Annotated in this window: 30 protein-coding genes, 1 tRNA gene, 1 pseudogene and 1 riboswitch; of the genes and pseudogenes, 19 read left to right on the forward strand and 13 right to left on the reverse strand. The window is 62.6% G+C overall.

What is annotated here, in order from left to right; genetic code table 11:
- Positions 1 to 631, forward strand: a 631-nt coding sequence (locus BLU35_RS21185) for a zinc-binding dehydrogenase (RefSeq protein WP_143032962.1), incomplete at its 5' end; no start/stop codon positions are given.
- Between the two features lie 14 nt (positions 632 to 645).
- Here BLU35_RS21185 and BLU35_RS21190 read toward each other — a convergent pair.
- A complete protein-coding gene (locus tag BLU35_RS21190; RefSeq protein ID WP_057254344.1) occupies positions 646 to 1104 on the reverse strand; it encodes a GyrI-like domain-containing protein in 459 nt (152 codons plus the stop codon).
- A 218-nt stretch (positions 1105 to 1322) separates the two neighbouring features.
- Between BLU35_RS21190 and BLU35_RS21195 the strand changes: the two are divergent.
- From BLU35_RS21195 to BLU35_RS21205, 4 genes and pseudogenes are all read left to right on the forward strand, one after another.
- Positions 1323 to 1666: pseudogene (locus BLU35_RS21195) on the forward strand (GFA family protein).
- 147 nt (positions 1667 to 1813) lie between these two features.
- Positions 1814 to 2038 carry a hypothetical protein gene (locus BLU35_RS35690; RefSeq protein WP_162261318.1) on the forward strand — a complete coding sequence of 75 codons (225 nt, stop codon included), beginning with the start codon at positions 1814 to 1816 and terminating at the stop codon, positions 2036 to 2038.
- An 89-nt stretch (positions 2039 to 2127) separates the two neighbouring features.
- Positions 2128 to 4185, forward strand: a complete 2058-nt coding sequence (gene rpoD, locus BLU35_RS21200; protein WP_057253188.1) for an RNA polymerase sigma factor RpoD — start codon at positions 2128 to 2130, stop codon at positions 4183 to 4185.
- A gap of 232 nt (positions 4186 to 4417) precedes the next feature.
- Positions 4418 to 4711, forward strand: coding sequence for a GYD domain-containing protein (locus BLU35_RS21205; RefSeq protein ID WP_057253192.1), 294 nt, complete (start codon positions 4418 to 4420; stop codon positions 4709 to 4711).
- A gap of 28 nt (positions 4712 to 4739) precedes the next feature.
- Here the strand turns inward: BLU35_RS21205 and BLU35_RS21210 are convergent, their stop codons facing one another.
- On the reverse strand, positions 4740 to 5555 hold the full coding sequence (locus BLU35_RS21210; protein ID WP_093234378.1) for a DUF2066 domain-containing protein: 816 nt from the start codon (positions 5553 to 5555) through the stop codon (positions 4740 to 4742).
- A gap of 87 nt (positions 5556 to 5642) precedes the next feature.
- On the opposite strand from BLU35_RS21210, the gene BLU35_RS21215 reads away from it, so the two are divergent.
- A complete protein-coding gene (locus BLU35_RS21215) occupies positions 5643 to 6212 on the forward strand; it encodes a transglycosylase SLT domain-containing protein (protein WP_058324740.1) in 570 nt (189 codons plus the stop codon).
- Positions 6213 to 6410: 198 nt separating this feature from the next.
- Here BLU35_RS21215 and BLU35_RS21220 read toward each other — a convergent pair whose 3' ends face one another.
- The gene (locus tag BLU35_RS21220) at positions 6411 to 6863 is read right to left on the reverse strand and encodes a VOC family protein (RefSeq protein WP_058324741.1); all 453 of its coding nucleotides are present in this window, start codon (positions 6861 to 6863) and stop codon (positions 6411 to 6413) included.
- Positions 6864 to 7015: 152 nt separating this feature from the next.
- Between BLU35_RS21220 and BLU35_RS21225 the strand changes: the two genes are divergently transcribed.
- From BLU35_RS21225 to BLU35_RS21245, 5 genes are all read left to right on the forward strand, one after another.
- Positions 7016 to 7369, forward strand: coding sequence for a DUF1428 domain-containing protein (locus BLU35_RS21225; RefSeq protein ID WP_057254348.1), 354 nt, complete (start codon positions 7016 to 7018; stop codon positions 7367 to 7369).
- Positions 7370 to 7484: 115 nt separating this feature from the next.
- A complete protein-coding gene (locus BLU35_RS21230) occupies positions 7485 to 7907 on the forward strand; it encodes a secondary thiamine-phosphate synthase enzyme YjbQ (protein ID WP_058324742.1) in 423 nt (140 codons plus the stop codon).
- Between the two features lie 105 nt (positions 7908 to 8012).
- Positions 8013 to 8417 carry a ketosteroid isomerase-related protein gene (locus BLU35_RS21235; protein ID WP_057253198.1) on the forward strand — a complete coding sequence of 135 codons (405 nt, stop codon included), beginning with the start codon at positions 8013 to 8015 and terminating at the stop codon, positions 8415 to 8417.
- Positions 8418 to 8543: 126 nt separating this feature from the next.
- Positions 8544 to 8849 (forward strand): hypothetical protein, encoded by a 306-nt coding sequence (locus BLU35_RS21240; protein ID WP_093234379.1) that lies wholly within the window; start codon positions 8544 to 8546, stop codon positions 8847 to 8849.
- 363 nt (positions 8850 to 9212) lie between these two features.
- Positions 9213 to 9599 carry a hypothetical protein gene (locus tag BLU35_RS21245; RefSeq protein ID WP_058324744.1) on the forward strand — a complete coding sequence of 129 codons (387 nt, stop codon included), beginning with the start codon at positions 9213 to 9215 and terminating at the stop codon, positions 9597 to 9599.
- 457 nt (positions 9600 to 10056) lie between these two features.
- Here the strand turns inward: BLU35_RS21245 and BLU35_RS21250 are convergent, their stop codons facing one another.
- The gene (locus BLU35_RS21250; protein WP_057253203.1) at positions 10057 to 10797 is read right to left on the reverse strand and encodes an SIMPL domain-containing protein; all 741 of its coding nucleotides are present in this window, start codon (positions 10795 to 10797) and stop codon (positions 10057 to 10059) included.
- Between the two features lie 257 nt (positions 10798 to 11054).
- Between BLU35_RS21250 and BLU35_RS21255 the strand changes: the two genes are divergently transcribed.
- From BLU35_RS21255 to BLU35_RS21265, 3 genes are all read left to right on the forward strand, one after another.
- Positions 11055 to 11130: transfer RNA gene (locus BLU35_RS21255), tRNA-Ile, on the forward strand.
- Between the two features lie 764 nt (positions 11131 to 11894).
- Positions 11895 to 12248, forward strand: a complete 354-nt coding sequence (locus BLU35_RS21260) for a hypothetical protein (RefSeq protein WP_143032963.1) — start codon at positions 11895 to 11897, stop codon at positions 12246 to 12248.
- Between the two features lie 168 nt (positions 12249 to 12416).
- Entirely contained in the window at positions 12417 to 13427 is a 1011-nt protein-coding gene (locus BLU35_RS21265) for a glycoside hydrolase family 26 protein (protein ID WP_143032964.1), read from the forward strand.
- 132 nt (positions 13428 to 13559) lie between these two features.
- Here the strand turns inward: BLU35_RS21265 and BLU35_RS21270 are convergent, their stop codons facing one another.
- The 3 genes from BLU35_RS21270 to BLU35_RS21285 all read right to left on the reverse strand — a co-directional run bounded on the left by BLU35_RS21270 (position 13560) and on the right by BLU35_RS21285 (position 15648).
- Positions 13560 to 13799, reverse strand: coding sequence for a DUF982 domain-containing protein (locus BLU35_RS21270; RefSeq protein ID WP_057253209.1), 240 nt, complete (start codon positions 13797 to 13799; stop codon positions 13560 to 13562).
- Between the two features lie 129 nt (positions 13800 to 13928).
- On the reverse strand, positions 13929 to 14651 hold the full coding sequence (locus BLU35_RS21275; RefSeq protein ID WP_082663474.1) for a GntR family transcriptional regulator: 723 nt from the start codon (positions 14649 to 14651) through the stop codon (positions 13929 to 13931).
- Positions 14652 to 14856: 205 nt separating this feature from the next.
- Positions 14857 to 15648: a DUF1194 domain-containing protein gene (locus BLU35_RS21285; RefSeq protein WP_058326822.1), complete on the reverse strand. Its 792-nt coding sequence runs from the start codon at positions 15646 to 15648 to the stop codon at positions 14857 to 14859.
- Between the two features lie 157 nt (positions 15649 to 15805).
- On the opposite strand from BLU35_RS21285, the gene BLU35_RS21290 reads away from it, so the two are divergent.
- Both BLU35_RS21290 and BLU35_RS21295 read left to right on the forward strand, forming a co-directional pair.
- Positions 15806 to 17113 (forward strand): glucoamylase family protein, encoded by a 1308-nt coding sequence (locus BLU35_RS21290; RefSeq protein ID WP_093234382.1) that lies wholly within the window; start codon positions 15806 to 15808, stop codon positions 17111 to 17113.
- A complete protein-coding gene (locus tag BLU35_RS21295; protein WP_286161578.1) occupies positions 17110 to 17958 on the forward strand; it encodes a ferric iron reductase in 849 nt (282 codons plus the stop codon). Before BLU35_RS21290 ends, BLU35_RS21295 begins: the two co-directional genes overlap by 4 nt.
- A gap of 49 nt (positions 17959 to 18007) precedes the next feature.
- On the opposite strand, the gene BLU35_RS21300 is transcribed toward BLU35_RS21295, so the two are convergent.
- The 3 genes from BLU35_RS21300 to BLU35_RS21310 form a co-directional block, all read right to left on the reverse strand.
- Positions 18008 to 18805: a CbtA family protein gene (locus BLU35_RS21300; protein ID WP_058324754.1), complete on the reverse strand. Its 798-nt coding sequence runs from the start codon at positions 18803 to 18805 to the stop codon at positions 18008 to 18010.
- Positions 18806 to 19000: 195 nt separating this feature from the next.
- On the reverse strand, positions 19001 to 19177 hold the full coding sequence (locus BLU35_RS21305) for a CbtB domain-containing protein (RefSeq protein ID WP_057253219.1): 177 nt from the start codon (positions 19175 to 19177) through the stop codon (positions 19001 to 19003).
- A 42-nt stretch (positions 19178 to 19219) separates the two neighbouring features.
- A riboswitch (cobalamin riboswitch) is annotated at positions 19220 to 19482 on the reverse strand.
- Positions 19481 to 20173 carry a TetR/AcrR family transcriptional regulator gene (locus tag BLU35_RS21310; RefSeq protein ID WP_093234383.1) on the reverse strand — a complete coding sequence of 231 codons (693 nt, stop codon included), beginning with the start codon at positions 20171 to 20173 and terminating at the stop codon, positions 19481 to 19483. (Overlaps the previous riboswitch by 2 nt.)
- A gap of 103 nt (positions 20174 to 20276) precedes the next feature.
- Here BLU35_RS21310 and BLU35_RS21315 point away from each other — a divergent pair, with 103 nt between their 5' ends.
- Together BLU35_RS21315 and BLU35_RS21320 are read left to right on the forward strand one after the other, a co-directional pair.
- Positions 20277 to 21107: an NAD(P)H-binding protein gene (locus BLU35_RS21315; RefSeq protein WP_093234384.1), complete on the forward strand. Its 831-nt coding sequence runs from the start codon at positions 20277 to 20279 to the stop codon at positions 21105 to 21107.
- A complete protein-coding gene (locus tag BLU35_RS21320; RefSeq protein WP_058326817.1) occupies positions 21104 to 21583 on the forward strand; it encodes an anthrone oxygenase family protein in 480 nt (159 codons plus the stop codon). Before BLU35_RS21315 ends, BLU35_RS21320 begins: the two co-directional genes overlap by 4 nt.
- Before the next feature lie 68 nt (positions 21584 to 21651).
- Here the strand turns inward: BLU35_RS21320 and BLU35_RS21325 are convergent, their stop codons facing one another.
- From BLU35_RS21325 to BLU35_RS21335, 3 genes are read right to left on the reverse strand one after another with little or no spacing between them, the layout of a single operon-like run.
- A complete protein-coding gene (locus BLU35_RS21325) occupies positions 21652 to 22218 on the reverse strand; it encodes an SRPBCC family protein (protein ID WP_093234385.1) in 567 nt (188 codons plus the stop codon).
- On the reverse strand, positions 22215 to 22577 hold the full coding sequence (locus BLU35_RS21330; protein ID WP_093234451.1) for an ArsR/SmtB family transcription factor: 363 nt from the start codon (positions 22575 to 22577) through the stop codon (positions 22215 to 22217). Before BLU35_RS21330 ends, BLU35_RS21325 begins: the two co-directional genes overlap by 4 nt.
- Before the next feature lie 50 nt (positions 22578 to 22627).
- Positions 22628 to 23443: a crotonase/enoyl-CoA hydratase family protein gene (locus BLU35_RS21335; RefSeq protein ID WP_093234386.1), complete on the reverse strand. Its 816-nt coding sequence runs from the start codon at positions 23441 to 23443 to the stop codon at positions 22628 to 22630.
- Positions 23444 to 23526: 83 nt separating this feature from the next.
- Here BLU35_RS21335 and BLU35_RS21340 point away from each other — a divergent pair, with 83 nt between their 5' ends.
- Positions 23527 to 24141: a TetR/AcrR family transcriptional regulator gene (locus tag BLU35_RS21340; RefSeq protein WP_093234387.1), complete on the forward strand. Its 615-nt coding sequence runs from the start codon at positions 23527 to 23529 to the stop codon at positions 24139 to 24141.
- The last annotated feature ends 26 nt before the right edge of the window (positions 24142 to 24167 follow it).

Genomic DNA, 24167 nt, shown 5'->3' on the forward strand with positions numbered 1-24167 from the left:
CGTCGTGCCGATCCCTGAGGACGTGCCGGACGAGATCGCGGCAATCTTCGATCCGTTCGGCAATGCCGTGCACACCGCCCTTTCCTTCGATCTCGTCGGCGAGGATGTGCTCGTCACCGGCGCCGGGCCGATCGGCATCATGGGGGCACTGGTTGCCAAGCGCTCGGGTGCGCGCAAGGTGGTGATCACCGACATCAACCCGACGCGCCTCGCGCTCGCCAAAAGCGTCGGCATCGATTACGTCGTCGACGCCTCGAAGCAAAACCTCGCCGACGTGATGAAGGCGATCGGCATGACCGAGGGCTTTGATGTCGGGCTGGAGATGTCGGGAGCGGCACCGGCCTTCCGCGACATGATCGACAAGATGAACAATGGCGGCAAGATCGCCATCCTCGGCATCGCGCCGGCCGGTTTCGAGATCGACTGGAACAAGGTGATCTTCAAGATGCTCAACCTCAAGGGCATCTACGGCCGCGAGATGTTCGAGACCTGGTACAAGATGATCGCCTTCGTCCAGGGCGGTCTCGATCTATCCCCGGTCATCACCCACCGCATCAGGATCGACGAATTCCGCGACGGCTTCGAGGCCATGCGCTCCGGCAACTCCGGCAAGGTGGTGATGGACTGGTAAGGCGCTGGGGCGGCTCAGTTGGCGAGGCCGAACTGGATCTCGATCTCGTGGTAGCGGGCGCCTTGGCCCGTCCAGCGATGATAGATCTCGCGGCTCTCGCCGGAGAAATTGTGCCTGCTCATCTCGATCTGCCCGACGAGCGGTGCGTAGCCCTGGGTAAAGAGGCTGCGCATCGGCCCCTGATGCCGGGCGGACGCCACCATGATCGGTTCCAGATCGATCAGGTCAAGGTCGCCGCCATAGTCGTCACCGCCGGTGACCGGGCGGCAGATGCGCCAGTCGAACAGGGTCTTGGCATTTTTCGGCAGGTTCTGCGCGATGAAAATCCAGGGCCCCGCGGGTGCCAGGCGAGAGCGTTCCATCTCCGCCTCGATGACAGGCGCCAGCGCGGCGCTTTCACTTTTGACGTCGGGAATGGTGAGGCGCCGCGCGATCGATAGCACGCGCATGGCGTCGGTTTCCTTGATGAGCATTTGAGCCTCCATAAGATCGGCGGCGAAGGTCGTCCGCGATTGGGTCGGGCGCAAGCGAGAAACCGGAATAATCTTGCGAATTTCCGTTTGAACTGGGTGTCTCGAGGAATGGTTTTGCGTGGATATCGCCGCGCGCAAACCCGCTTGCTTGGACGCGGCGCCGCTCTATCTTGGCCGGAGGCCATCAGGGTTGGTAGCGGGACAGAGGAGATCGGTGCATGCGTTATGAGGGAAGCTGCCATTGCGGCAAGGTCGCCTTCGAGGTGGAAGGGGACTTTGCCGAGGCGGTCGATTGCAATTGTTCGCTATGCCGCCGCCGCGGCGGGCTGCTTGCCTTCGTGGCCCGAGACAAGCTGACGATAAAGACGCCGGAAACGGACCTCTCGACCTATCTCTTCAACAAGCATGTCATCCAGCATCATTTTTGCGATACCTGCGGCATCGCCCCTTTCGGCGAAGTGAGGGGCCGCATGGGAAGATGGCGGCGATCAACCTGCGCTGCCTGCCGGAGTTCGATCTGGAGGCGGTCAGGATCGTCAAATACGACGGTCGTTCGGTTTAGGAGCAGGGAAAAGATGAAGCCCTGGTTGCGGATGCGGATATGGCACAACGGGACCTTGCCGATTAAATCGGGGGCACCCTTGTCTTTTGGCGGGCAGCGCCTACATCTTCAGCGGAAGCTGATAAACCCCAAAAAGCGATAGTTACGGTGATTTTTGCCGAATCAGCCGGTTTTTCAGCGGAAATGCTTGACGGGATCGAAAATTCTGGGAATCACCATTTCCGAATAAGAAATGGCGAAATGACACGGCGGTTAGGGAATCATGCCAGAGGCGTTTCAGTGGCAGGACTGTCGAAGCTTGCCCGCTTTGCCACGATCGCATTCGTGGTTAAACAGGAATTAAACATCATCCCGTTACGTCAGGGGAAATGATTCGGTGGCGGGTACGCGGCGTGCCCGAACCTTCGAGCGGCATTTGCACCGGGCTCACGCCGGTTGCGACAAGGAAAGCGACGAACTAAATGGCAACCAAAGTCAAAGAAAACGAAGAAGCTGACGTAGAACGCGAAGGTGCTCCGGACGGTCCGCTTCTCGATCTTTCCGACGACGCTGTCAAGAAGATGATCAAGGCCGCCAAGAAGCGCGGCTACGTGACGATGGACGAGCTCAACTCCGTCCTTCCGTCCGAGGAAGTCACCTCCGAACAGATCGAAGACACGATGGCGATGCTGTCCGACATGGGCATCAACGTGATCGAGGACGAGGAAGCCGAAGAGGCTGCCGGCGGCGGTGACGACGAGGCGAGCGACGACGACGGCGAGAGCGAAGGCGGCGAACTCGCCCCTTCCAGCGGCACGGCGCTTGCGACCAGCAAGAAGAAGGAACCGACCGATCGTACCGACGATCCGGTCCGCATGTATCTGCGCGAGATGGGCTCGGTCGAACTCCTGTCCCGCGAAGGCGAAATCGCGATTGCCAAGCGCATCGAGGCTGGCCGCGAGACGATGATCGCCGGTCTCTGTGAGAGCCCGCTGACGTTCCAGGCGCTGATCATCTGGCGCGACGAACTGAACGAAGGCCAGACGCTGCTGCGCGAGATCATCGATCTCGAAACCACCTATTCCGGTCCTGAGGCCAAGGCTGCTCCGCAGTTCCAGAGCCCGGAAAAGATCGAGGCTGACCGCAAGGCTGCCGAGGAGAAGGAAAAGACCCGCAAGGTGCGCACGGCCGCCAACGACGACGACATCACCAATGTCGGCGGCGATGTCATGCCGACCGAGGAGGAAGAGGAAGACGACGACGAGTCGAACCTCTCGCTCGCCGCCATGGAAGCGGAACTGCGCCCGCAGGTCATGGAAACCCTCGACATCATCGCCGAGACCTACAAGAAGCTGCGCAAGCTGCAGGACCAGCAGGTGGAAGCCCGCCTTGCTGCGACCGGCACGCTTTCGCCCGCTCAGGAGCGCCGCTACAAGGAGCTCAAGGACGAGCTGATCAAGGCGGTCAAGTCGCTGTCGCTCAACCAGAACCGCGTCGACAGCCTGGTCGAGCAGCTCTACGACATTTCCAAGCGGCTGATGCAGAACGAAGGCCGCCTGCTGCGGCTTGCCGAATCCTACGGCGTCAAGCGCGACTCGTTCCTCGAACAGTATTCGGGCGCCGAACTCGACCCGAACTGGATGAAGTCGATCAGCAACCTGGCCGGCAAGGGCTGGAAGGAATTCGCCAAGAGCGAAAACCAGACGATCCGCGACATTCGCCAGGAGATCCAGAATCTCGCCACCGAAACCGGTATCTCGATCGCCGAGTTCCGCCGCATCGTCTCCATGGTGCAGAAGGGCGAGCGCGAAGCGCGCATCGCCAAGAAGGAGATGGTCGAAGCGAACCTGCGCCTCGTCATCTCCATCGCCAAGAAATACACCAACCGCGGCCTGCAGTTCCTCGATCTGATCCAGGAAGGCAATATCGGCCTGATGAAGGCGGTCGACAAGTTCGAGTACCGCCGCGGTTACAAGTTCTCGACCTACGCCACCTGGTGGATCCGTCAGGCGATCACCCGGTCGATCGCCGACCAGGCCCGCACGATCCGTATTCCGGTGCACATGATCGAGACGATCAACAAGATCGTCCGTACCTCGCGCCAGATGCTGCACGAGATCGGCCGCGAGCCGACGCCGGAAGAGCTGGCCGAAAAGCTCGCCATGCCGCTCGAAAAGGTGCGCAAGGTCCTGAAGATCGCCAAGGAGCCGATCTCGCTCGAAACGCCTGTCGGTGACGAAGAAGACTCGCACCTCGGCGACTTCATCGAAGACAAGAACGCGCTGCTGCCGATCGACGCCGCCATCCAGGCGAACCTGCGCGAGACGACCACCCGCGTTCTCGCCTCGCTGACGCCGCGCGAAGAGCGCGTATTGCGCATGCGCTTCGGCATCGGCATGAACACCGACCACACGCTCGAAGAAGTCGGCCAGCAGTTCTCGGTCACCCGCGAACGTATCCGCCAGATCGAAGCGAAGGCGCTCCGGAAGCTCAAGCATCCGAGCCGCTCCAGGAAGCTGAGAAGCTTCCTGGACAGCTAAGCAATCCGCAAGCTGCGCTCGTTCCTGGACAGCTAAGCCGCACGCCTCACAGAAAACCGAGAAAGCCGGGCCGATCGCCCGGCTTTTTCGTTTCGGCCTCACCCAAGCGATTTATTGTGAGGCTCTGCGCCCAGGAGTATAGTCGCGCTTTCGCAGCAATCTGGGGCACCCCGTCTAAGTCGCGGGAGCAATCGCACCGCGGGCGTGAAGCGTGCCCCCGTGGAGGTGTAGGATGACCACTTATGTCATGCTCCTCAACTGGACCGAGCAGGGCGTCAAGAATGTGCGCGAGTCTCCGAAACGGCTCGACGCGGCAAGGCAAGTGCTCGGCGAGATGGGCGGCTCCTTCAAGCATTTCTTTCTGACCATGGGCGACTACGACATGGTGGCCGTCGTCGAGGCACCCGATGACGCGATCGCCGCACGCTTCGCCCTCACGCTCGGCATGGCCGGCAATGTGCGCTCGACCACGCTCAAGGCATTTCCAGAGGCAGCCTATCGCGAACTGATTGCCTCGCTCGGATAGGCTGAACGGCCAGCGATACTGGATCTGCTCAGGGCGACCCGTTTCCGGAGAGGATGCGGGCCGCTCCGCGTAGCGCATTGCGGAAAGCGTCGTCGAAGCTGACGCCGCTGACCTGCCATTCATAGCTTTTACCGGCGGACAGCATCCGCCAATTGACGTTCCAGCCGCGCGCTTGATCGGACCAGACCAGTGTGCCCGCAAGCGTCACGTCCCCCTCGCTCGGCATTGCGAGCCTGGCGAAGCTCTCCGGGCTCGCTTGCGATATCGTGGCAAAGTCCAGCTTTCCACCGGCGACGGTCGCCCTGTCCGGCAGGGTGACCGAGAGCGCCAGCGGTGTCGCGGCCGCGCGGAGCGAGTCGGCCATATAGGGGCTTTCGTCGCCGTCGCGCGCCAGCACGAAACGGCGCCTCTGATCCTCGACCGCCAGCAGTACGGCGATCACCGGGCGGGGCGCAAGCCATGGCTTTCGACCGAGCTTTGCAAGCAGCGGGTCAATCGTCGCCGGCGCGTAGCGGCAGGTGAGATCGTGCGGCCGATCGTGAGTGCCCTGTTCGTCGTGGATCGGGATACCTTCAAGCCGGTCGCGGTAGGAAAAGGACGAGACGAAGCTGCCGGCCTCGGCCCCGAGCGCGGCGAAGCCGGGCGCGTCGAGGATCGTCGGATCGCCCGACAGTTTGACCAAAACTTCACCGAGGCATTCGCGAAAGCCGATCTGCCGGTTGATCTCGCCGGTGCCGGTGACGATCGCGTCGCTCTGATAAAGCCGGCCGATGTCGCCGGCGTTTGCGGGACCGCCAAGGCCCGCGGCGAACAGGAGCGGCAGCAGCATTCGTGACATTGCCATGCCGTTCTCCCGATCGTTCGCCTTTGAATCAAAAGAGATCCTTAACGTTTACACTTTATCAATCTCTCGGAAACCCGAGGTTCTGCGATGCGTTGCGTATTTGTCGTCGTCCTCCTGTTGCTGGCCGGCTGCGGAACGGTGCCGAGAGACACCCGGAATGCCTGTGCGGTTTTCGAGCAGCGAGATGGCCTGTTCCACAATTGGCGCCGTGCCGCCTATGGCGCCGAGCGCGAATACGGCGTGCCCGTGCCGATCCTGTTGGCGACTGTTTATACCGAGTCCGGCTTCCGCCATAATGCGCGGCCGCCGCGCACCAAGCTCTTCGGCTTCATCCCCTGGACGCGCGTTTCGACCGCCTACGGCTACTCCCAGGCGCTCGACGGCACCTGGGCGCGCTACCAGAGCGAGACCGGCCGCTGGGCGGCGCGACGCTCGGACTTCGGCGACGCCATCCGCTTCATTGCCTGGTATCACCGCGAGAGCGCACAGCAGAACGGCATTGCGCTCAACGACGCCTACCGGCTCTACGTCGCCTATTACCACGGCCACGCCGGCTATGCGCGGGGCAACTGGAGCGATACGGCCAAGACCGGCGCCAAGCGGGCGGCCGGCATGGCTTCGATCTACAATCGGCAATTGCGCGGCTGCGGCAGCTAGAGCGTTTCCGGTCAAAAACGGGCCTGCGGAAACGCTCTAGCTGTTTTTTACGCTATTCCGGACGCAAAACCGTTTCACACTTTGGCTGGAATTGCTCTAGAGCGCCGTGCGTTCAGAGAACGCACCAAGGTCGCTCTAGTACTTTGATTCTAGAGCATCTTTCCGCTTTCAAGTGATTCCACTTGAAAGCGGGATGCTCTAGCCGGCCGCCGCGCGCTCGAGTTCGGCGACCTCGATCTTGATCATGCCCATCATTGCCTGCTGGGCGCGGGCGGCGCGGGCCGGATCTGGATCGCTGAGGTGTCGCATCAGCGCGTCGGGAATGATCTGCCAGGCAAGGCCGAACTTGTCCTTCAACCAGCCGCAATGCTGCGGCGTGCCGCCTTCGAGCAACCGGTTCCAATAGTAGTCGACCTCCGTCTGGTCGGCGCAGCGCACGAAAAACGATACCGCCTCGTTGAACTTGAAATGCGGGCCGCCGTTCAGCCCCATGAAATGCTGCCCCTCGAGTTCGAAGCTCGCAGTGAAGGCCCTGCCATCGGGTCCCTTATTGATGTCCGTGACGCGGGCGTTGCGGAAGATGGAGGTGTAGAAGCCGATGGCTTCCTCCAGTTGATCGTCGAACCAGAGAAAGGGCGTGATCTTCTGCATGGATATGTCTCCCGTGGTGATTGGTACCAACTAAGGACGAACGGGCGTTGCCCGTTCCGACAGGCGCCGCTCGAAAAAAATTGGAGCTGGTGTCGGAACCTTTGCGCCTCACGCGTCCTATGCTGGTCGAAAGAACCAAGGAGGATTTCTCAATGAACTATGTGGATGGTTTTGTCGTTGCCGTGCCGAAGGCGAATATCGAGGCGTACAAGGCGATGGCCAAGGCGGCCGGCGATGTCTGGATGGAGTATGGCGCGCTCTCCTACAACGAATGCCTGGCAGATGACGTGCCCTATGGCGAGGTGACGTCCTTCCCCCGCTCGGTGCAGGCCAAGGACGACGAGACCGTGGTCTTCTCGTGGATCGCCTACAAGTCCCGCGCCGACCGCGACACGATCGTCGCCAAGGTGATGGCCGATCCGCGGCTGCAGGGCGATGCCTGGAAGGAAGTCTTCGACGGCAAGCGCATGATCTATGGCGGCTTCCAGACGTTCCTGGAGATGTAGTCGACGCGTTGCCTTTTCCTGCGATCACTGCCTTGGACCGGGAACGGTCCAGGGGTAGAAGCGTTGGGCAAATCAACGCGTTGCACCTGCCTTGCGTTGACCGCCGGAGATCGACATGCCGCAGACGAGCATCACCATTTCCACCCGCGGCCAGGGGCTCTACGAGTTCACGGTCGAGGCGGCCGCCTTCGTGCGGGCCAATACGGACGGCGAGGGGCTTTTGACCGTCTTCGTCCGGCACACGTCCTGCTCGCTTCTCATCCAGGAAAACGCCGACCCGGATGTGAGACGCGACCTCGACGCCTTTTTCCGTCGCCTGGTGCCGCCATCTTCCGATCCCTCGATGAGCTGGGTCGTGCACACCCAGGAAGGACCGGATGATATGCCGGCGCATATCAAGGCGGCGCTGACGCCGGTTTCGCTCGGCATTCCCGTTGCCGGTGGTCGTATGCTGCTTGGCACCTGGCAGGGGATCTACCTCTTCGAACATCGCGACCGGCCGCACCGCCGCGAGATCGTGCTGCACCTTGGCGCTTGATCGCCGCCCGATCGATGCGACAGGGCGCAATTGACCGGCACGGGATCCGTTCTAGTTAGAGCATGGAGACCAAAGGGCTACAGCGCGGCGCGGGAGAGGAACAGGATGACGGATGCACAGACCATTGCCAATCGCTTCATCGAAGCGCTGAACCAGCGTGATTTCGAGGCGCTGGCTCGGCTCGTCCATGAGGATGTTGAGCTCGATTCGCTGACCGGCCAGCGCACCGTCGGCGTTGGCCCCTTGCGCGCCTGGCTGATGAATTATCTGCGCCGTTTCGACGAACAGTTCGGCGATGTGGTGTTGATGCGCGATGCCTTCGGCCAGCGGGTGGCGGCGGACCTGACGGCGCGTGGCACCTATCGCGAAACGATGGAGGGCTTCCCCGCCGCGTCCGGCCAGAGCTATTCCATTCCAAGCGTGCTGATCTTCGAGATCGAAGACGGCGCCATCACCCGCCTCAGCCACTATCGCAACATCCGCGTTTTCGAACGGGCGCTCGCCGGCTGACGAGAGCTCGGATTGACAGAAACGCGCGATGGCGGAAGTTTACGATGGCAGGCGCGCGCGGGCTGCCTATCCTATGGCACCGGTTGCCGACCGGATTGTTGTTTTGCGTTGACCGGGAGAAGATCCATGAAAGCCATGTTTCGTAATTCGGTTCTGGCGGTTGCGCTCGCCGTGACGAGCTTCGCGAGCCTGCCGGCCGAGGCCGCGGCCCCGATGCCGCTGCCGACGATGGAGCGTGGCGACGTCGATCTCGTTCGCCATCGCGGCTACTGCTCGCCGCGCGAAGCACTGCGCAGGGCCTGGCGCCTGGGCTTCCATCGCGCCCGGGCCGAGCGGGTCACCCATTCCCGTGTCGTCGTGGTCGGTTGGCGCCGCGGATATTTGAGCCGGGTCGTCTTCGCCAATGCCTATGGCTGCCCGCGAATCGGCTGACCACCACCTTCGACGGCAGAAAATGCCTCAGCGTTCCTTGGGCGCGGCCGTCCCGGCGACGCCTGATTTGCCTTTGCTGCGATGATCGAGCGGCCGATTTGCTCCTTGCGTTGCGAGCCGCCGTTGCGCGTCTTGATTTCAAGAAATCAATTTGGATCAGTAGCTTATCATTCAGACGTGCTCCGTGGGGCGGCCTTCCTTGCAGGGCGAATCTCGCGCCAAAGAGGAGCGGATCACGCTCCGGCAATCTGAACCTCCCATGAACACCAGGTTCCGCTGTCGTTCAGCTTGGGAAACCTATTCTTTGCTCAATCGCTTGGGACGGTGATTGCCCATTGAACCCTTCAAGCCTGGAGAGATGTCATGAAGAACCGCTTTTTTAACGCCGCTGCCGCCGCCGTCATTGGATTGACTGGCCTGCTTGGTGCAGCCTCCACCGCTTCGGCGGACTCGATCGAATTCGGCTTCGGCCCGAGTGACGGCATCGACGTGCAGTACCGCGACTATAACGGCGGCTACGGCGACGAGGGCGACTGGGGTCGCGGCCGTGACCGCCACTGGGATCGTGATCGCCGCGGCCGCTGCGCACCGTGGATGGCCGTCGACAAGGCCCGCGATCGCGGCCTGCGCCGCGCTTATGTCGCCGACGTCACGCCGCGCCGCGTCGTCGTCGAAGGCCGCCGCCACGGCTACCGCCAGACGATCGTCTTCGCAAACGCCCGCGGCTGCCCGACGATCGGTCGCTGGTAACAAATCTTCCCGCCTTGTCTCCCCCGGCCGGCGGAAGAATGGCCCCTCATGCTTCGGCATGGGGGGCCTTTTTCGTTTTTGCCAACGGGTGGTCATGCCCAGGCACGCGCTCCGAGGCGGCCCCTCTGCCAGCTATTTTGGGAAAACGCCTCTCCTCGAGCACCATCCTCGAGCCTGACCCGCGCCGACGCGCACATCGATGACGGTCTTGATCCTCGCCTCAAGGGCGAGGATCAAGACCGTGCGTGGGGCGAGCCGGTTTCGACCCAAAGGCTTCCTTTGGCGGTCGGACTGTCGGTAGCCGCAACCGCGGCAATACCTGCTTCGCACCTCCACACACATCCGCAGGCGCACACTCGGCGTGCCGCCCAAAAACACTTCGCCCCCGGCGCCGATCTCCGGCACCAAGGGCGAGGATTAGGTGAAAGCCCACGCGGTTGCGGCGGGCCTTGCAAGCTTACTGCTTGATTTCGAAGGTCACGTTGACCGTGACGTTGTAGCTGTTCTCGCCGGTTGCGACCGGCACGGCATCGGCGGCATATTCCTTGGCCATGCCGGCGCGCATCATCGGGACCGGCTCGGGACGGAAGCCCTGTTCTGAGATGTTGAGGATCTTGCCGATCGAGACGCCTGCAGCTTCGGCGAGAACCTTCGCCTTGACGATGGCGTCGGCGACCGCCGCCTTGCGCGCCTCGGTGATGACCCCTTCCGGCTTGTCGTTGGTGAATTGCACGCCGCCGCCCTGGTTCACGCCGAGCGTCACCGACTTGTCGACGATTTCGCCGAGCTTGGCGAGGTCACGCACGCGGACGCTGACGCCGTTTACCACCTGGTAGCCGATCAGCTCCGGCGGGCGATTGCCGCCGTCGGTATTGGTCGGATAGTTGTATTGCGGGTTCACCGAAAAGCCGCTCGTCTGCAGGTCGCGATCGGCAATGCCGTCGGCCCTCAACGCCTTTAGCACTTCGGCCATGGCCTTGTTGTTGGCGTCCAGCGCTTCGCGGGCGGTCTTGGCGTCCTTGACGACGCTGAGCTGCAGGACCGCCATGTCGGGCGCGACCGTCGCGCGGCCTTCGCCGGCAACGACGATGGTTGCCTTGTCCTTGTCGGTCTCCTGCGCCTGAGCGGCGGCTACACCGGCAAAAGCGGCGGCAAAAGCGGCGATCGAAAGCGTGCGGGCAGTGCGTGTGGAAATCATGGTCTATGTCTCTCCGGTTGTTCCGTCCCTGGCGTCTTCATGCTCGGCGATTGTGTGAGCATTGCGGCAATGGCTTGTCGGCAAAAAGGTTTTCGGCTAGAGCCATTGCCACCGCGAACTGCCATTGGTTCGCGCACCTGGATCACTACGGTGCCACGCGTTTTTATCAGAGGCGCAAAGGTTGCTGTAGTACTTAGAGTTGCTGCATGTCTTATCCTCGAATCGGTACGTTTTGAGGACGCCTGCAGATCCAGCGTGGGCCTGTAGCTCAATGGTTAGAGCCGGCGGCTCATAACCGCTTGGTTGGGGGTTCGAGTCCCTCCGGGCCCACCATTCATCTCTCTCCAAATCGGCTGCCTGAAATGTGGAGAACGAAACATGTTGGGGTTGTTGCGCCAGGTTATCGGCAGCCAGTAATTGTGCCTGTTCCAGAAGCCACATTACGGTTGAAGGTTGAAGGCCGGATGGCGAGCATTCATCGCGCCGGCTCTCTTTGAGCCCTGACCGGTACAGCAAAAAAAATGCCCGCAGGACGCGGGCAGTTTTGGAGTGGGCGCATACGCTCAAACATGTTGCGCCTGGCACCAAAGTGGCTGCCAGAGGTCAACGAACTGTAAATGCGCGGTGGCTAAAAATGAGGAATGGGGCGCTGTTTTCGTTCCATGGCGTGCCACTTGACCGATAAGCGTGGCGTTTGCGGCGTCTTTGCCGCCAATTTTCCGCTGTCGTGCGAGATTTTTCCTTGCGAACCATCCGGCGTTACCGTTGCCGCATCTACCACCGGGCGTGGTGGCCAGTGGAGTGGGTAGGGTCGCCGGTGGTGGGCGCGTTCGCCTTCGCGTCTCCTGTCGGGCAAGCATCTGGTTTTCCTGCTTTGTCTTCCCGATCCTGATGTCGCCTTCCGAGTCCAGTGTGCGATCGATCTGCGGCCGCGTTGGCGCATGGGCCAGTGCCTTCAGCTGCAACCGCTGGAAGAAAAGCCTAAGAAAGAATTTGTTAATTTAAGCAATTTATAATGGAAAGGGGGTTGAACAATGCCGCCATATCCCCCAAAGGAGGCACCGGGCGGCCATAGCCGCCAATTCGAAAGGATGCTTATGCGAGATAAGACCGCATGTGCCGGCGAGATCCGAACCACCATTTCGGGTTTCAAGTATCTCGTACCGACCGCTTCCATTCTTGGCCTTCTGCTCCTGTCCGCCGGCTGCTCGTCGACGGTCATCGGTGAAACGCCGCTGTTTTCGTCGAGCCATTCCAGCGCCTATGCAAGTCCTTCGGTCAAGATACGCAAGGAAGAGAAGCAGTTGCGGGTCGCCGAGGCTGATGAGGATGTGGTCGCGCCGCAGCCGGTGAAAAAGAGCGCAACCAGCTATCTGGGCCGCGCGCCCTATATCTGTTCGCCGAGCGGCTTCGGCCGCACGTCGCACTGCTTCCTGAGAGCTTCGCTCTAACGGGACTGTCTCTGTTCGAGTTTGCGTAACTCCGGTGCGACGAGGCCGCCTCGGATCGTTCGGGGATCGGGGCGATCCCCTCTTTGGCGGTGACCTTCTGACCGCCGCACGTGTGATGTGTCCGGTTTCATTCGCGGCGTCGAGAGACGATCCGCCGGAGAATGTTCGTTGTCTGCCAGACTTTTGAGCTCGGCCCTTGCCGCGGGAACGCTGGCGCTTCTTGCCGTCACCGGAACACAGGCGGCGCGCGCGGATGATCCGGCCGATGGCATCGACCGGGCGCTGACGACTGCGGCGATCGCGCCGCAGGCAAAGGGCGCGACGGAGAGGGCGGTCGCCATCGGCGTCTACGATCCGCATGACGCCGTTGCCGACAGCGATGCGCTCGAGCTCGAACATGTCTTCGTCTACTGGCAGAAGCCGGACCGGGCGCTGTTGAAGCGCAAGATCGCGATCGCGGCGCGGCAGGGCCGGGCGCTGATGCTCTCGGTCGAGCCCTATACCCATGCCACCGACTGGCGCGCCGGCGGCGAAAGGCTGTTCGCCGATATCGGCAAAGGCCGCTTCGATCGCGAGATCGGCGACGTTTGTGCCCGTGCGGCCGCTTTCGATGGCCCGGTCTATGTGCGCTGGGGCCACGAGATGGAGGACCCCGATGGTCGCTATCCCTGGGCGCGCCGCGACAAGGAAGGCTACAAGAAGGCGTTTCGATATTTCGTCGGCAAATGCCGGGAGCTGGCGCCGGAAGCGCGGTTCGTCTGGTCGCCGAAGGGCCATCGCAATCTCGCTGGCTATTATCCGGGTGACGATGTCGTCGATGTCGTCGGGATCCCCGTCTGGGGCCTGCAGAAGATGGATGTCGACTATTGGGGGCGTGAGCGTCGCTTCGGCGAGGCGCTGAACGAAAAATACCAGCGCGTCGCGGGCTTCGGCAAACCGGTGATGATCGCCGAACTCGGCGTCGCGGGCTCGGCCGACTACAGGCGCACCTGGTACAAGGAAATCCTCGACCAGCAGACCTATCGCCGGGCCTTTCCGCTCCTGACCACCGTCGTGTTCTTCAACGACAAGGAGCCTTACAAATGGCCGCTTGGCTATGGCTCGCCGGACTGGCGTCTCGACAAGGAAGCGCTGAAGGTGCTTGCCGACCGTCAGACGAAGGAAGCGGTCGCCGACTGATCGTCTGTATTATTCGTCACAAAGTGCAATAGCGCGCTCGTGGGGTCTGGCAGCGTTCTTGGGGGGCGATGCGCCGATCGTCCTTCGGCGCATCGTGAGAGACCCGATCTACGGACCTTGGGGACTTCCACGTCAGGCCAGAAGCAGGCCCGATTCGCGGGCAGCGGCAGCAAAGCAGCGGCTGGCCCGGTCCGTACTCGTCAATCCATCCAGCGCGTCCAGGCAGCGCCTGAGAGCCGCGCGGTATTCCCGTCCGCGACGTCCCGGCCATTGCCGCAGCAACTCGACGGCTTCGAAGACCGTTCTGACGACGGTCTGCCGTTTTGCAGATAACCGGAGGGGGATGGGAGTGGCGAAGAACTTCTCGCTCATTTGCTTTCCTCGTTCTCAGTCTTTTTCGAGCGCGAGGCCAACGCTGTGGCGCGGGAATGGTTCCGCCGGATCAGCGACTTTTTTCGGCCCGTGAACTTTTCGTGATTCCCGGAGGGCTTGAGGCGGGCCCTAAAGCTCGAGTGCTGCCTTGAGGTCGGTCGATTTGTGGACGCGCAGGTCGAGATCGGCTTCGATATGGTCGATATGGTGGACCATCAGTTTGGCTGCGGTATCGACGTCGCCGCGTTCCAGCGCGTTGACGATCTCGTCATGTTCGTTGTGGCCGCAGCTCGAAACTGTCGACTGGCCGTAAAGCGCGATCACCAGCGAGGAGCGGGCGACGAGTTCGTCCATGAAGCGGCGAAGAATGGCGTTGCGGCTGAGATCGGCGAGCGCCAGGTGAAAATCGCCTGATGCCTTGATCTCGGCGCGGCGGGCCGAGTGGCCGCGCTGTTCGGTGAGCTGCCGTTCGGCCGCCAGCATGCGCCGGAGCTCGGCGAGCTCGGCCTTGCCGATATGAGGCGCCGCGGCACGAACGACGCCGGGTTCGATCAGCCGGCGGGTCGCGAAGATCTGGCGCGCCTCGTCGATCGAGGGGTGGGCGACGAAGGCGCCGCGGTTCTTCTCGACGCTGACGAGCCCTTCATAGGAGAGCGCCTGCAGGGCGGCGCGCACCAGCGTGCGGCTGACATTGAAGAGTTCGCCGACATCGCTTTCGGAAAGCTTGGTGCCGGGGGCGAGCCGCCGCTCGACGATCGCATCGCGCAACGTGTCGCGGATATGCTGACTGCCAGTGTCGGCGGCGGTGTCTGTGGCCATGTCGGCCAGTGGAGGCGTGGTGGTCAAGGACATGAATCGATCCGCGAAATAACGGCTCATCTTATCGCCGGGCGAAGCGAAGGGAAACGACAATCTGACGCGCATGGGTTGCGCGCCGACAACTGCATGTTTCCTTAAATCGTACCCGGTTTAAGGACAAAACATGCAGCGCTTCAAAGTGCTACAGCGACCATTGTGCGCCTGATAAGACGCGCGGCGCTGTAGGGGCGGCGAGGGGCTATTTGTCGAGTTCGGGATAGACGCGGTCGAGGAAGCCGGGCCTGAGCTTCTCGCCGATCAGGCAGTCGGATGCCGGAAGGGCATCGGCCAGGCGGACGGTGGGCGGCGGCAGACCGCTGACCTCGAGCACCAGCTTCTGGCGAATTGCGATCGAAAAATCCTCAGGCTCGTGCACCGGCAGCACGAAGGACCCGGGACCGCCGATGACGCATTCGGCGTAGTACTGGTCGAGCGGGCCGGTCGAAACCGAGGGGCGGATGAGGATCGCAAGCCCGTTGATGGTGATGCCGCGGGCGACCGCCGTCTCGCGGGCGGGAATGACTGGCGGGCCGATATTGTTCGGGCCGTCGCCGGAAACGTCGATGACCCGGCGTATGCCGTTGAAGGCGTTCGAATCGATCAGCATCGTACCGTAGGTGATCGCATTCGAAATCGACGTACCGCGCCGGGTACCGACCGGTCGCGCCTCGATCAGCTTGGCAAAGGCATCGGCGTCGGCGGCGGTGGCGATCACTTGCCAGGCGACGACGGAGGATTCGTTAACCGTTCCGGCCCATTCGAAATAGCCGATGGCGATCTTGCCCAGTTGCCCGCTTGCGACCGCATCGAGGAAATCGCGGTGCCGGAGCGCCTCCACGTAACCGGCGCGCTGGATGCGCGCCTCGTCCAGATCCATCGAGCCGGACATGTCGACGGCCAGGATCAGTTCGACATCGACATCCGTCGACGCGGCGGTCGATGGGCTCGGGCCACCACTCAATGAGAGGATCAACGCCAACACGCTCAACATCGCTTCAACCAGTCATTGCGCGCGGTCAGATTAGAAGAATGTAACACAGGATTGGATTTCGGCGACTATTTGGGTGTAGCTGGCCTTCAACAAAGAGTGATTTGCCGGCGTTAGCCCAAAAGGACGTATGACTGGGGCCAGGGTCCGGAAGGGCGGAATGCTGAAACAGACGGAAAATGCCGAGCTATTTCAAACTGATGGCCTGCAGAAGGCGGCGTTCGGATACTTCCTCGATCACGCCGATCCGGCCACCGGATTGATCGCGGACACGTCGCTGCCGGTCGCGCCGTCGAGTATTGCGGCGACCGGTTTCGGCCTTTCCTGTTATCCCATCGGCGTCGAGCGCGGGTGGATTTCGCGCCGCGAGGCGATCGGGCGGGTGTTGACCACGCTGCGCTTCCTGGCCGAGAGCCCGCAGTCGCGCGACCAGCGGGCGAGCGGCTATCGCGGCTTCTACTATCACTTTCTCGATATGCGGACCGGCGAGCGCACCTGGCGCAGCGAACTCTCGACCGTCGACACGGCGCTGCTGATCGCCGGATGCCTGACCGCTTCCGCCTTTTTCTCCGGCGAGGACACGGGGGAATGCGAGATCCGCACGCTGGCCGAAAGGCTCTATGCGCGGGTCGACTGGCGCTGGGCGTTGAACCGGAGTGACACACTGACGATGGGCTGGCGCCCGCCCGGCCGGTTCCTGAAGCATCGCTGGCGGGGATACAGCGAGGCGCTGTTGCTCTATGTGCTGGCGCTCGGGGCGCCCGATCATGCGATCGAGCCGGAGCACTACACCGCCTTTACGGAGGGCTACGACTGGATCGCGGTTGATGGCGGGCCTCACCTCCATGCGGCGCCGCTGTTCATCCACCTGTTCCCGCAGGCCTGGCTTGACCTTCGCGGTCTCGGCGATCGGCCGACGCGCGAGAGGGGGACGGATTATTTCGAGAATACCCAGCGCGCCATTGCGTTGCAGCGCGACCATGCGCGGCGAAACTCGGGCCGTTTCGCCGGCTATGGCCAACATCTCTGGGGGCTCAGTGCCTGCCATGCGCCACGCGGCCGGCTGCGCCTCAAGGACGGACGCTGGCAGCGGCTCTTGGGCTACGTCAACCGCGGCGCACCCTTCGGTCCGGATGACGGCACGCTCGTGCCCTGGGCAGCGGCGGCCTGTCTGCCTTTCGATCCGGATGCGTCCCTATCGGCCCTCGGCCATGTCGCGGCCGGCTATCCCGGGCTTCTGAAGGAAGGGCGCTTTCCGGGCGGGTTCAATCCGAGCCTTGCTGGCGAGGGGCCTGCGGGTTGGATCGACGAGCGTGTCGTCGGCCTTGACCAGGGGCTCGTCGTGATGATGATCGAGAATTGGCGGAGCGGCTTCGTCTGGGAGCTGACACGCAGCCTGCCGGCGATCCGGCGCGGTCTTGAGCGCGCGGGATATGAGGGCGGCTGGCTGGCGACGGAGACGGCATGAATTCGAGAAATCACCAGCGGATGGCGCGGACGGTCGAGGGATATCCGCCGCAGGCGCTGGCAGTGGTCGAGCGGTTGCACGCGCAGTTCCCCGACGCCGGTGTCTCGCTCGGGCCGGCGGACAGTGCCTTCAGCGCACCAGCCGCCTTCTGGGCCGCTGGTGGGACCGGGATCGAGCAGAGCCTTGCCTATCAGGACTTTTTCGCAATCGGCATGACGGACCGGATTCGGGCGGCACATCTGATCGCCTTCTACAGCCGCCAGCTGAGTGTGGTTCTCGGCGCGCTCTATCTTGGCGCGGGTCTTCAGGCGCAGATCGCCGGGCTTCGCTTCGAAGAGTGGACCCGCCTTCACCAAGATCGGGAAGTTGCCGGCAAGCGTTATCATTTCCGCCTCGGTGTGGCGGAAGGGCCGCAGCATGCCGAAGGCATCAGCGCTTTCGAGCGCGGCTTCACGGCCCATCTGGCGCCGGTCATCGCGGTCCTGAAAAAGCGCACCGGGCTTTCTTCCGGGGCGCAGTGGCGGCTGGCAGCGGATTCCCTTGCCGGAGCGTTCCTGGAGATCGGTCGCGCGATCGGTGACGAGGCGCGCGGCATGGCCGAGGCGCTTGCGATCGTCAAGCGGCGGGGCTCGCGGTTGTTCTCGGAAGAGCTCTGCTACGAGGAGATCTCCGCGGTCGATCCGGCAAGCGGCGCGCAACTGTCGCGCCAATATCGGATCCGTTGCGGCTGTTGCCTCTACTTCCAAACGGAGGGTAGCAGCTTCTGCGATACCTGCGTCCTGCTGGAGCCGGACGATCGCCGCGCGCGGCTGGCCGCGCATCTCATGCAAAACGGCGGAGCCTGAACCCCGCCGTCGTTTGTTCAGGTGCCCATGGGGGGCGTGATCGGCCGGATCAGTTTGCTCTCGCGAAACGCTCGTTGATGAAGCCGGAGACGACGCCAAGCACGATCCAGAAGGCGAGCGTGGTGGCGAGTGCGGCAACCGCAAACTCGGCGCCGAGTACGGCCGGAACGTTGCTCGTAATATCGACCGGCTGCGGCGCGCCGTAGACATGGGGTGCTGCGATCAGCACCAGGCCTGCGACCTTGGAGACGATCTCCTCGCGCAGGACGACGAGATAGAGACCGACTGCGGAGAGGGCGACGGTTGCCAGCCACCAGGTCTGGCGGTCGCCGAGTTCGGCGGCCGGGAAACCCGGCAGTTCCGGCGGCAGGCCGATTGCCGGCAGCATGTGCACGGCGAGCCAGCCGCAGGCGCCCCAGAGCGCGCCGTTCCGGAGCGTGATCGGGTAACCGATCACCAGGCTGACGCCGGCCAGGAGCAGGCCGAAGCCGGAGCCGGTGACGAGGTTGGCAATGAGTGTGCCGGAGAACCGGCTCATACCGAACATGATGCCGCCTTCCTCGTGTTCGCCCTCATGCGCATAGGCTGGCGTGATCGGCGACAGGGCATCGAGCATGGCGGAAAGCGGTGAGACCGCCTTCAGCGACGAATGCTGGTCATGGCCCTCGGCGGCGGGTTGCGTCGTTCCAGGCTGTGCAGCGGGCTGTTCGGTTGCGGCCGGAGCCTCGCCTTCGAATTCCTCCGCATGCAGGATCAGCGGGGTTACCCGAAATTCCTGGGCGCCGGTCATGAAGACACCGGCAATCAGTCCAGCCACGATCGCGGCCAGAAGCGTTCTGACAATCATCTTGAAGTCCCTCGATAACGGCAAAAGCCACGCGCTGCGGCGTGGTTTGCAAGCCTTCCCGTTCTGCCATGCGGATGGCCGTTGCGCGCCGGACGAAACCGGCATGCACAAACACCGACATCCGGCACAGGCCGGATGCGTTCATGTCCGCAGACACTTCGATGCGGAACGTGAGTTACGTTCCGGAACATCGTCTTAGTGGCAGGGGAAGCCGTAGGAGTGGCGGGTGTCGTGCGCGGTGTCGTGCAGCACGGCCGAATTGGCAAGGCCGGCACCGAAGACGAGGAATGCGCCGATGAAAAGCGCGATGACGCCAGCGGTCAGACGATCGCTGAGGGAGAGCGGAATGCTCGAAACAGTAGACGTAGCCATGACAACCTCCGTGATGGCATCGGGAAATTCCCGGTGTGGGCCCTATGCCCGTATCGAGTGGCAGGTTTCCTGGCTCACGGCGCTGGGCGGGAAGCCCTGGATCAGCCTCGCCTTCCCAGATCGACCACCCTCTCGTGGTCTCTTCCAGTGGCTTCTTCCGGATCGCTCCGGAATGGCAGATCGACGTCGCTCTACAGTCGCGGGGTCGGCCGTGATGTGAATGCCCAGCATGGGTCCATCCGTCACGTTCCCGTTTACTCCCGAAACACGTTCGTGTCCCGGGAACCAATCGATCTCTGATGATTAGGATCGCACCCCTAATATGTCAATTGGACTTGCGCCGCCGCCCGGTCCATCCGCGACAAAATCGCGGATGATCATGCGTTTATAGGCCTCGACGATGCGGTCGCCCTCGGCGCGATCGACCGACACCGCAAGCCGCATGGTGCAATCGCCGAGATGCATGATCAGGAAAGCGGCACTGTCGATGGTTTCGCGCGGGGTTTCGGGCACAAGCCGGGCCCAGACATCGGCAAGCAGTTTTCCGCCGGCGCGGCTTTGCAGAAGATCGATCTCGCGCAGCGCCTTGTCGGCCTGCATTGCCGACCAGATGTCGCGCATGACGGGCTCGGCCAGGAACATGTCGTAGTAGATGTCGAACAGCACACAGAAGGCGTCGCGTAGTTCCGCGAGTGATGTGACCTTGGCAAGTTCGGCAGCGATGCACTCGTTGCACACGGCATTGTAGCGCTCGGCCAGCGTGCGCACGATCGCCGCCTTGTCAGGGAAGTACTGGTAGAGCGAGCCGATCGAAATTCCAGCCTTTTCAGCGACTTCGCTCATCCGCATGGCGTCGCTGCCCTTTTCCTGAATGAGCGCCGTCGCGCAGGCAAGGATTTGTTCGACGCGCTCGCGGCTGCGTTTCTGGCTGGGTGTCCGGCGCAGCGCAGTCTCGTCTTCGGCGGGGACCGCGGATGGGCTTGTTTCTGTAATCATGAGTGATGCTCACATTTTGGCTTGACTCTTAAAATACGAGGATTTATCACATTTGCAAATGTGAGAGATGCTCATGTTTGTTGATGAACCTTAGGAGGAAACGATGTCTCAGAAAGTCACACTGGTTTTGGGCGGTACCGGCAAGACGGGGCGGCGGGTGGCTGAGCGCCTTCAAGAGCGGGGTGTTGCGGTGCGCATCGGCGCCCGTTCGGCATCACCGTCCTTCGACTGGACGGACGAGGCGACCTGGGCGCCTGTGCTCGAAAATGTCGATCGCATCTATGTCTGCTACCAGCCCGATCTGGCGGTGCCGGGCTCTGTCGAGACCATCCGCAAGTTCTCAAACCTTGCCGTCGGCGCGGGCATCAGGCGGCTGGTGCTTCTGTCGGGGCGCGGCGAGGACGAGGCGGAAGCGGCCGAGCGCGCGCTGCAGGCCTCCGGCGCCGACTGGACGATCATTCGGGGGAGCTGGTTCTTCGAAAACTTCAACGAAGGCTTCCTGGCAGAGGGAGTTCTAAGCGGTTCGGTCTTCCTGCCCGTGGATACAGTCACCGAGCCTTTCGTCAGCTGCGACGACATCGCCGACGTCGCGGTTGAAGCGCTTCTCGACGATGATCATGTCGGCAAGGTCTATTCTCTGACCGGCCCGCGGCTGATGACCTTCGCTGAAGCCGTGACCGAGATCGCTGCCGCGGCCAAACGCCCGATCTCCTATCAGGCCGTGCCGGTTGCCGACTTCGCCGCGCAATTGCAGGCTGACGGCGTGCCTGATGACTATGTCGAACTCATCCGCTATCTCTTCACCTCGGTGCTCGACGGGCGCAATTCGAGTGTGACGTCTGACGTCGAGCGCGTGCTTGGGCGGCGGCCGCGCGACTTTGCAACCTACGCCCGCGAGACCGCAGCAACTGGTGTCTGGAGTATTGCCGCATGATCCCGCTGATCCCCGCTCTGGCGTTTGCCGCCGCGATCGGTTCCGGCCTGATGGCCGGGCTGTTCTTCATCTTTTCGGTCTGCATCATGCAAGCCTTGTCGCGGCTGCCGCCGGAGCAGGGGATCGCCGCGATGAACGCCATCAATGTCGTCATCCAGAACCCGATCTTCCTCAGCGCCTTCATGGGCACGGCGCTGCTCGGCCTGGCGCTGATCGTCGTCGCGTTCATTTCGGGTGGCGAGGGCCGATGGCTGCTGGCCGCGGGCGGCCTGGCCTATGTCGTCGGCGTGCTTCTGGTGACGATCGTCTTCAACGTGCCGATGAACGACGCACTTGGGGCCGCTGCACCCGGGCAAGCTGCAATCGACCTCTGGCGTGAGCGCTATCTCACCGACTGGGTCTGGTGGAACCACGTTCGCACCTTCGCATCGATCGGTTCGCTGGCGCTCTTCATCCTCGGTTTCGCCCGCACTTGACAAAAAGCGCCGGCAAGGCCGTCATTCCTTGCCGGTGCACCCTTCTGAGGTCTCGTCACCTCGGGCGGTCAGCGCTTGGGGATGCGCGCGTCGTACTGCTCTTCAAGCTCAGCAAACTTGCTCCAGAAGGCTGCAGGCTGCTCTCCTTCCAAAAGGTCGCGCAACAGGTCGAGATGCACGTGCCAGCCGGCGGAGAAGCTCGTCATGATACCGCGGTTGGCGATCCGGGTATGGGTGACGATCAGCAGCACCTTGTCGCCGCGCGGGCTGAGTTCGAAGCGGACCTCGGAGGGCGTATCCGTGCCTTCGTCCCAGCTATAGGCGAGCAGGCGCGGTGGCTCCCAGGCGAGCACATGCCCGTGCTTGCGAACCTCGCCGGCGTGATCGGCGTATTTTTTCGGCGGTCGATCATCCTCTGTCGTCAGTTCCGAATGGCGGAAGACGTGTTCGACCGCTGCACCCTCGGAAGAGCCGATCGTTCCCGATACCATCCAGAGCCGGCGCTTGTTTTCCTCTGTCAGATAGGACCAGACCCGCTCGATCGGGCCGGGAAGCAGGCGTTCGATGCGCACCGCATCGGGGGCGATGACGCGGCCGTAATCGGCGCTGGCAAAGGCTGTGGCAGGCGATGTCATGGCTTTTCCTCCGTATCGTTTTGAACAGTTGCGTCGTCGGCGAGAAGCAGCGCCTCAAGTGCGTCAATGCGCGTTCGCCAGAAGGCTTCGTAGTGGCGCATCCACTCCATACCTGCATGCATCGGCGCTGCATCGAGGCGGCATACATGCGTGCGTCCTTTCACTTCGCGGCGCACGAGACCTGCTCCTTCCAGCACCTTGATGTGCTTCGATGCCGCGGCCAGCGAGATCGAGAAGGGGGCCGCAAGCTCGCCGACCAGTCTCTCGCCTTGCGAAAGGTTCTGGAGCATGGCGCGGCGCGTCGGATCCGAAAGCGCGTGGAACACGGCATCGAGATGTGCGTTCTGATATTCAACCATGTTGTTGAATATCACTTCGATTGCGAAGATTGTCAACCGTTTGGTTGAATTTAGTAGTAGCTCGAGAAGGAACCGTCGCGCGGCGGGTCGTCGTGGACATGCCGTCCCTTCCAGGCGGCGAGCGCATCGGAGAGATCGTCGGTCGGCACCATCTGGGCGAACTGTTCGCTCTCGACCAGCAGCCCCTCTGCGATCGACATGTTGAGGCCGCGGGTGACGGCGGTGATGATCGAGCGGATGGCGAGCGGCGAATAGCCCATGATGCGGCTGGCCAGGTCGCGGGCGGCGGGCATCAGCTCCTCATGGGCGACGACGTGATTGACGAGCCCCATCTCCCGCGCGCGTTCCGGCGAAAAATCCTCCCCCGTCAACAGCAGTTCGAGTGCGCGCTTGCGGCCGGCAAGCCGCGGCAGGCGCTGGGTGCCGCCGAAGGTCGGCGGCATGCCGAGCTTGATCTCCGGCTTGGCAAAGCGCGCCCGGTCACTGGCGATCGCCAGATGCACGGCCTCGGTGATCTCGCAGCCGCCGCCGAAGGCGAGCCCGTTGACCGCGGCGATGACCGGCTTCGGAAAGGCTTCGAGCCGCGCCGTCAGCCGCTGGCCGCGGCGGACGAAATCGCGCACAGCCGGGTTTACGCCCGCAGCCACGCTTTCCGAGAACTCGTGGATATCGCCGCCTGCGGAAAAGGCACGGTCGCCGGCGCCGGTGATGATCACCGCGCCGACAGCGTCGTTCACTTCGATCGTGTCGAGAAGGACCATGAGCCGGTCGATCAGCTCATAGTTCAGCGCGTTGAGTTTCTCCGGGCGGTTGAGGATGAGCAGGGCGGTCCCCTCGGAAATCTGCATCAGTACGGTCTTGGACATGGTCGCTCTCCGGCTAGGGTTGACGGGGAGAGGCTAGGTGAGCGACGATGCGATGTATATTCACTAGTCGGTATACTTGAGAGATGGCGAAAGCAGAGAAATCAACGCGGGATGTGATCGTCGAAGCGGCGGAAAAGCTCTTCTATGCGGAGGGTATCCGCGCCGTCAGCGTCGATGCCGTGGCGGAAGCGGCGGGGGTGACCAAACGCACGCTCTACTACCATTTCGAAAGCAAGGACGAACTGATCGCCGCCTATCTCGAAGGCCGCGACCAGCCCAATCTCAAGCTCTTCCGGAAGTGGTTCGACACGGCCGAAGGGGAACTGGCCGACAAGGTCGAGGCGATCTTCTTCAACCTAGCGCGGGCGGCACGTCACCCGAAGTGGAAGGGCTGCGGCTTCCTGCGCACCTCGGCGGAACTTGCCAACATGCCGGGCCATCCGGCAATCCGCATCGGTGCAGCCCACAAGAAGAAGTTCGAGGCGTGGATGGCCGAGAACTTTACCGAAGCCGGCATTGCCGAGCCGATCATGCTGGCGAAGCAGATCCTGCTTCTGCTCGACGGCAGCTTCGCCGTGGTGCTGCTGCACCGGGATGCAAGCTATATGGAAACGGCAGGCAAGGCGGCGGCGACGCTGGTGCGCGTGGCGCTTGCCGGTGCGGGCCCGCGACCTGAGGCGGCGGTTGCTACACCCTGAGGCTGTCCGACGATTCCCTCTTCAAT

Source organism: Sinorhizobium sp. NFACC03, from assembly GCF_900103435.1.
GTDB lineage: Bacteria > Pseudomonadota > Alphaproteobacteria > Rhizobiales > Rhizobiaceae > Ensifer.

Bases quoted from the DNA above. Each gene is read 5' to 3' on its own strand.
- BLU35_RS21190 (WP_057254344.1), bottom strand. From the start codon at position 1,104: ATGCTCATCAAGGAAACCGACGCCATGCGCGTGCTATCGATCGCGCGG.
- rpoD (WP_057253188.1), top strand. From the start codon at position 2,128: ATGGCAACCAAAGTCAAAGAAAACGAAGAAGCTGACGTAGAACGCGAA.
- BLU35_RS21205 (WP_057253192.1), top strand. From the start codon at position 4,418: ATGACCACTTATGTCATGCTCCTCAACTGGACCGAGCAGGGCGTCAAG.
- BLU35_RS21210 (WP_093234378.1), bottom strand. From the start codon at position 5,555: ATGGCAATGTCACGAATGCTGCTGCCGCTCCTGTTCGCCGCGGGCCTT.
- BLU35_RS21215 (WP_058324740.1), top strand. From the start codon at position 5,643: ATGCGTTGCGTATTTGTCGTCGTCCTCCTGTTGCTGGCCGGCTGCGGA.
- BLU35_RS21220 (WP_058324741.1), bottom strand. From the start codon at position 6,863: ATGCAGAAGATCACGCCCTTTCTCTGGTTCGACGATCAACTGGAGGAA.
- BLU35_RS21225 (WP_057254348.1), top strand. From the start codon at position 7,016: ATGAACTATGTGGATGGTTTTGTCGTTGCCGTGCCGAAGGCGAATATC.
- BLU35_RS21230 (WP_058324742.1), top strand. From the start codon at position 7,485: ATGCCGCAGACGAGCATCACCATTTCCACCCGCGGCCAGGGGCTCTAC.
- BLU35_RS21235 (WP_057253198.1), top strand. From the start codon at position 8,013: ATGACGGATGCACAGACCATTGCCAATCGCTTCATCGAAGCGCTGAAC.
- BLU35_RS21240 (WP_093234379.1), top strand. From the start codon at position 8,544: ATGAAAGCCATGTTTCGTAATTCGGTTCTGGCGGTTGCGCTCGCCGTG.
- BLU35_RS21245 (WP_058324744.1), top strand. From the start codon at position 9,213: ATGAAGAACCGCTTTTTTAACGCCGCTGCCGCCGCCGTCATTGGATTG.
- BLU35_RS21250 (WP_057253203.1), bottom strand. From the start codon at position 10,797: ATGATTTCCACACGCACTGCCCGCACGCTTTCGATCGCCGCTTTTGCC.
- BLU35_RS21260 (WP_143032963.1), top strand. From the start codon at position 11,895: ATGCGAGATAAGACCGCATGTGCCGGCGAGATCCGAACCACCATTTCG.
- BLU35_RS21270 (WP_057253209.1), bottom strand. From the start codon at position 13,799: ATGAGCGAGAAGTTCTTCGCCACTCCCATCCCCCTCCGGTTATCTGCA.
- BLU35_RS21275 (WP_082663474.1), bottom strand. From the start codon at position 14,651: ATGTCCTTGACCACCACGCCTCCACTGGCCGACATGGCCACAGACACC.
- BLU35_RS21285 (WP_058326822.1), bottom strand. From the start codon at position 15,648: ATGTTGAGCGTGTTGGCGTTGATCCTCTCATTGAGTGGTGGCCCGAGC.
- BLU35_RS21290 (WP_093234382.1), top strand. From the start codon at position 15,806: ATGCTGAAACAGACGGAAAATGCCGAGCTATTTCAAACTGATGGCCTG.
- BLU35_RS21295 (WP_286161578.1), top strand. From the start codon at position 17,110: ATGAATTCGAGAAATCACCAGCGGATGGCGCGGACGGTCGAGGGATAT.
- BLU35_RS21300 (WP_058324754.1), bottom strand. From the start codon at position 18,805: ATGATTGTCAGAACGCTTCTGGCCGCGATCGTGGCTGGACTGATTGCC.
- BLU35_RS21305 (WP_057253219.1), bottom strand. From the start codon at position 19,177: ATGGCTACGTCTACTGTTTCGAGCATTCCGCTCTCCCTCAGCGATCGT.
- BLU35_RS21310 (WP_093234383.1), bottom strand. From the start codon at position 20,173: ATGATTACAGAAACAAGCCCATCCGCGGTCCCCGCCGAAGACGAGACT.
- BLU35_RS21315 (WP_093234384.1), top strand. From the start codon at position 20,277: ATGTCTCAGAAAGTCACACTGGTTTTGGGCGGTACCGGCAAGACGGGG.
- BLU35_RS21320 (WP_058326817.1), top strand. From the start codon at position 21,104: ATGATCCCGCTGATCCCCGCTCTGGCGTTTGCCGCCGCGATCGGTTCC.
- BLU35_RS21325 (WP_093234385.1), bottom strand. From the start codon at position 22,218: ATGACATCGCCTGCCACAGCCTTTGCCAGCGCCGATTACGGCCGCGTC.
- BLU35_RS21330 (WP_093234451.1), bottom strand. From the start codon at position 22,577: ATGGTTGAATATCAGAACGCACATCTCGATGCCGTGTTCCACGCGCTT.
- BLU35_RS21335 (WP_093234386.1), bottom strand. From the start codon at position 23,443: ATGTCCAAGACCGTACTGATGCAGATTTCCGAGGGGACCGCCCTGCTC.
- BLU35_RS21340 (WP_093234387.1), top strand. From the start codon at position 23,527: ATGGCGAAAGCAGAGAAATCAACGCGGGATGTGATCGTCGAAGCGGCG.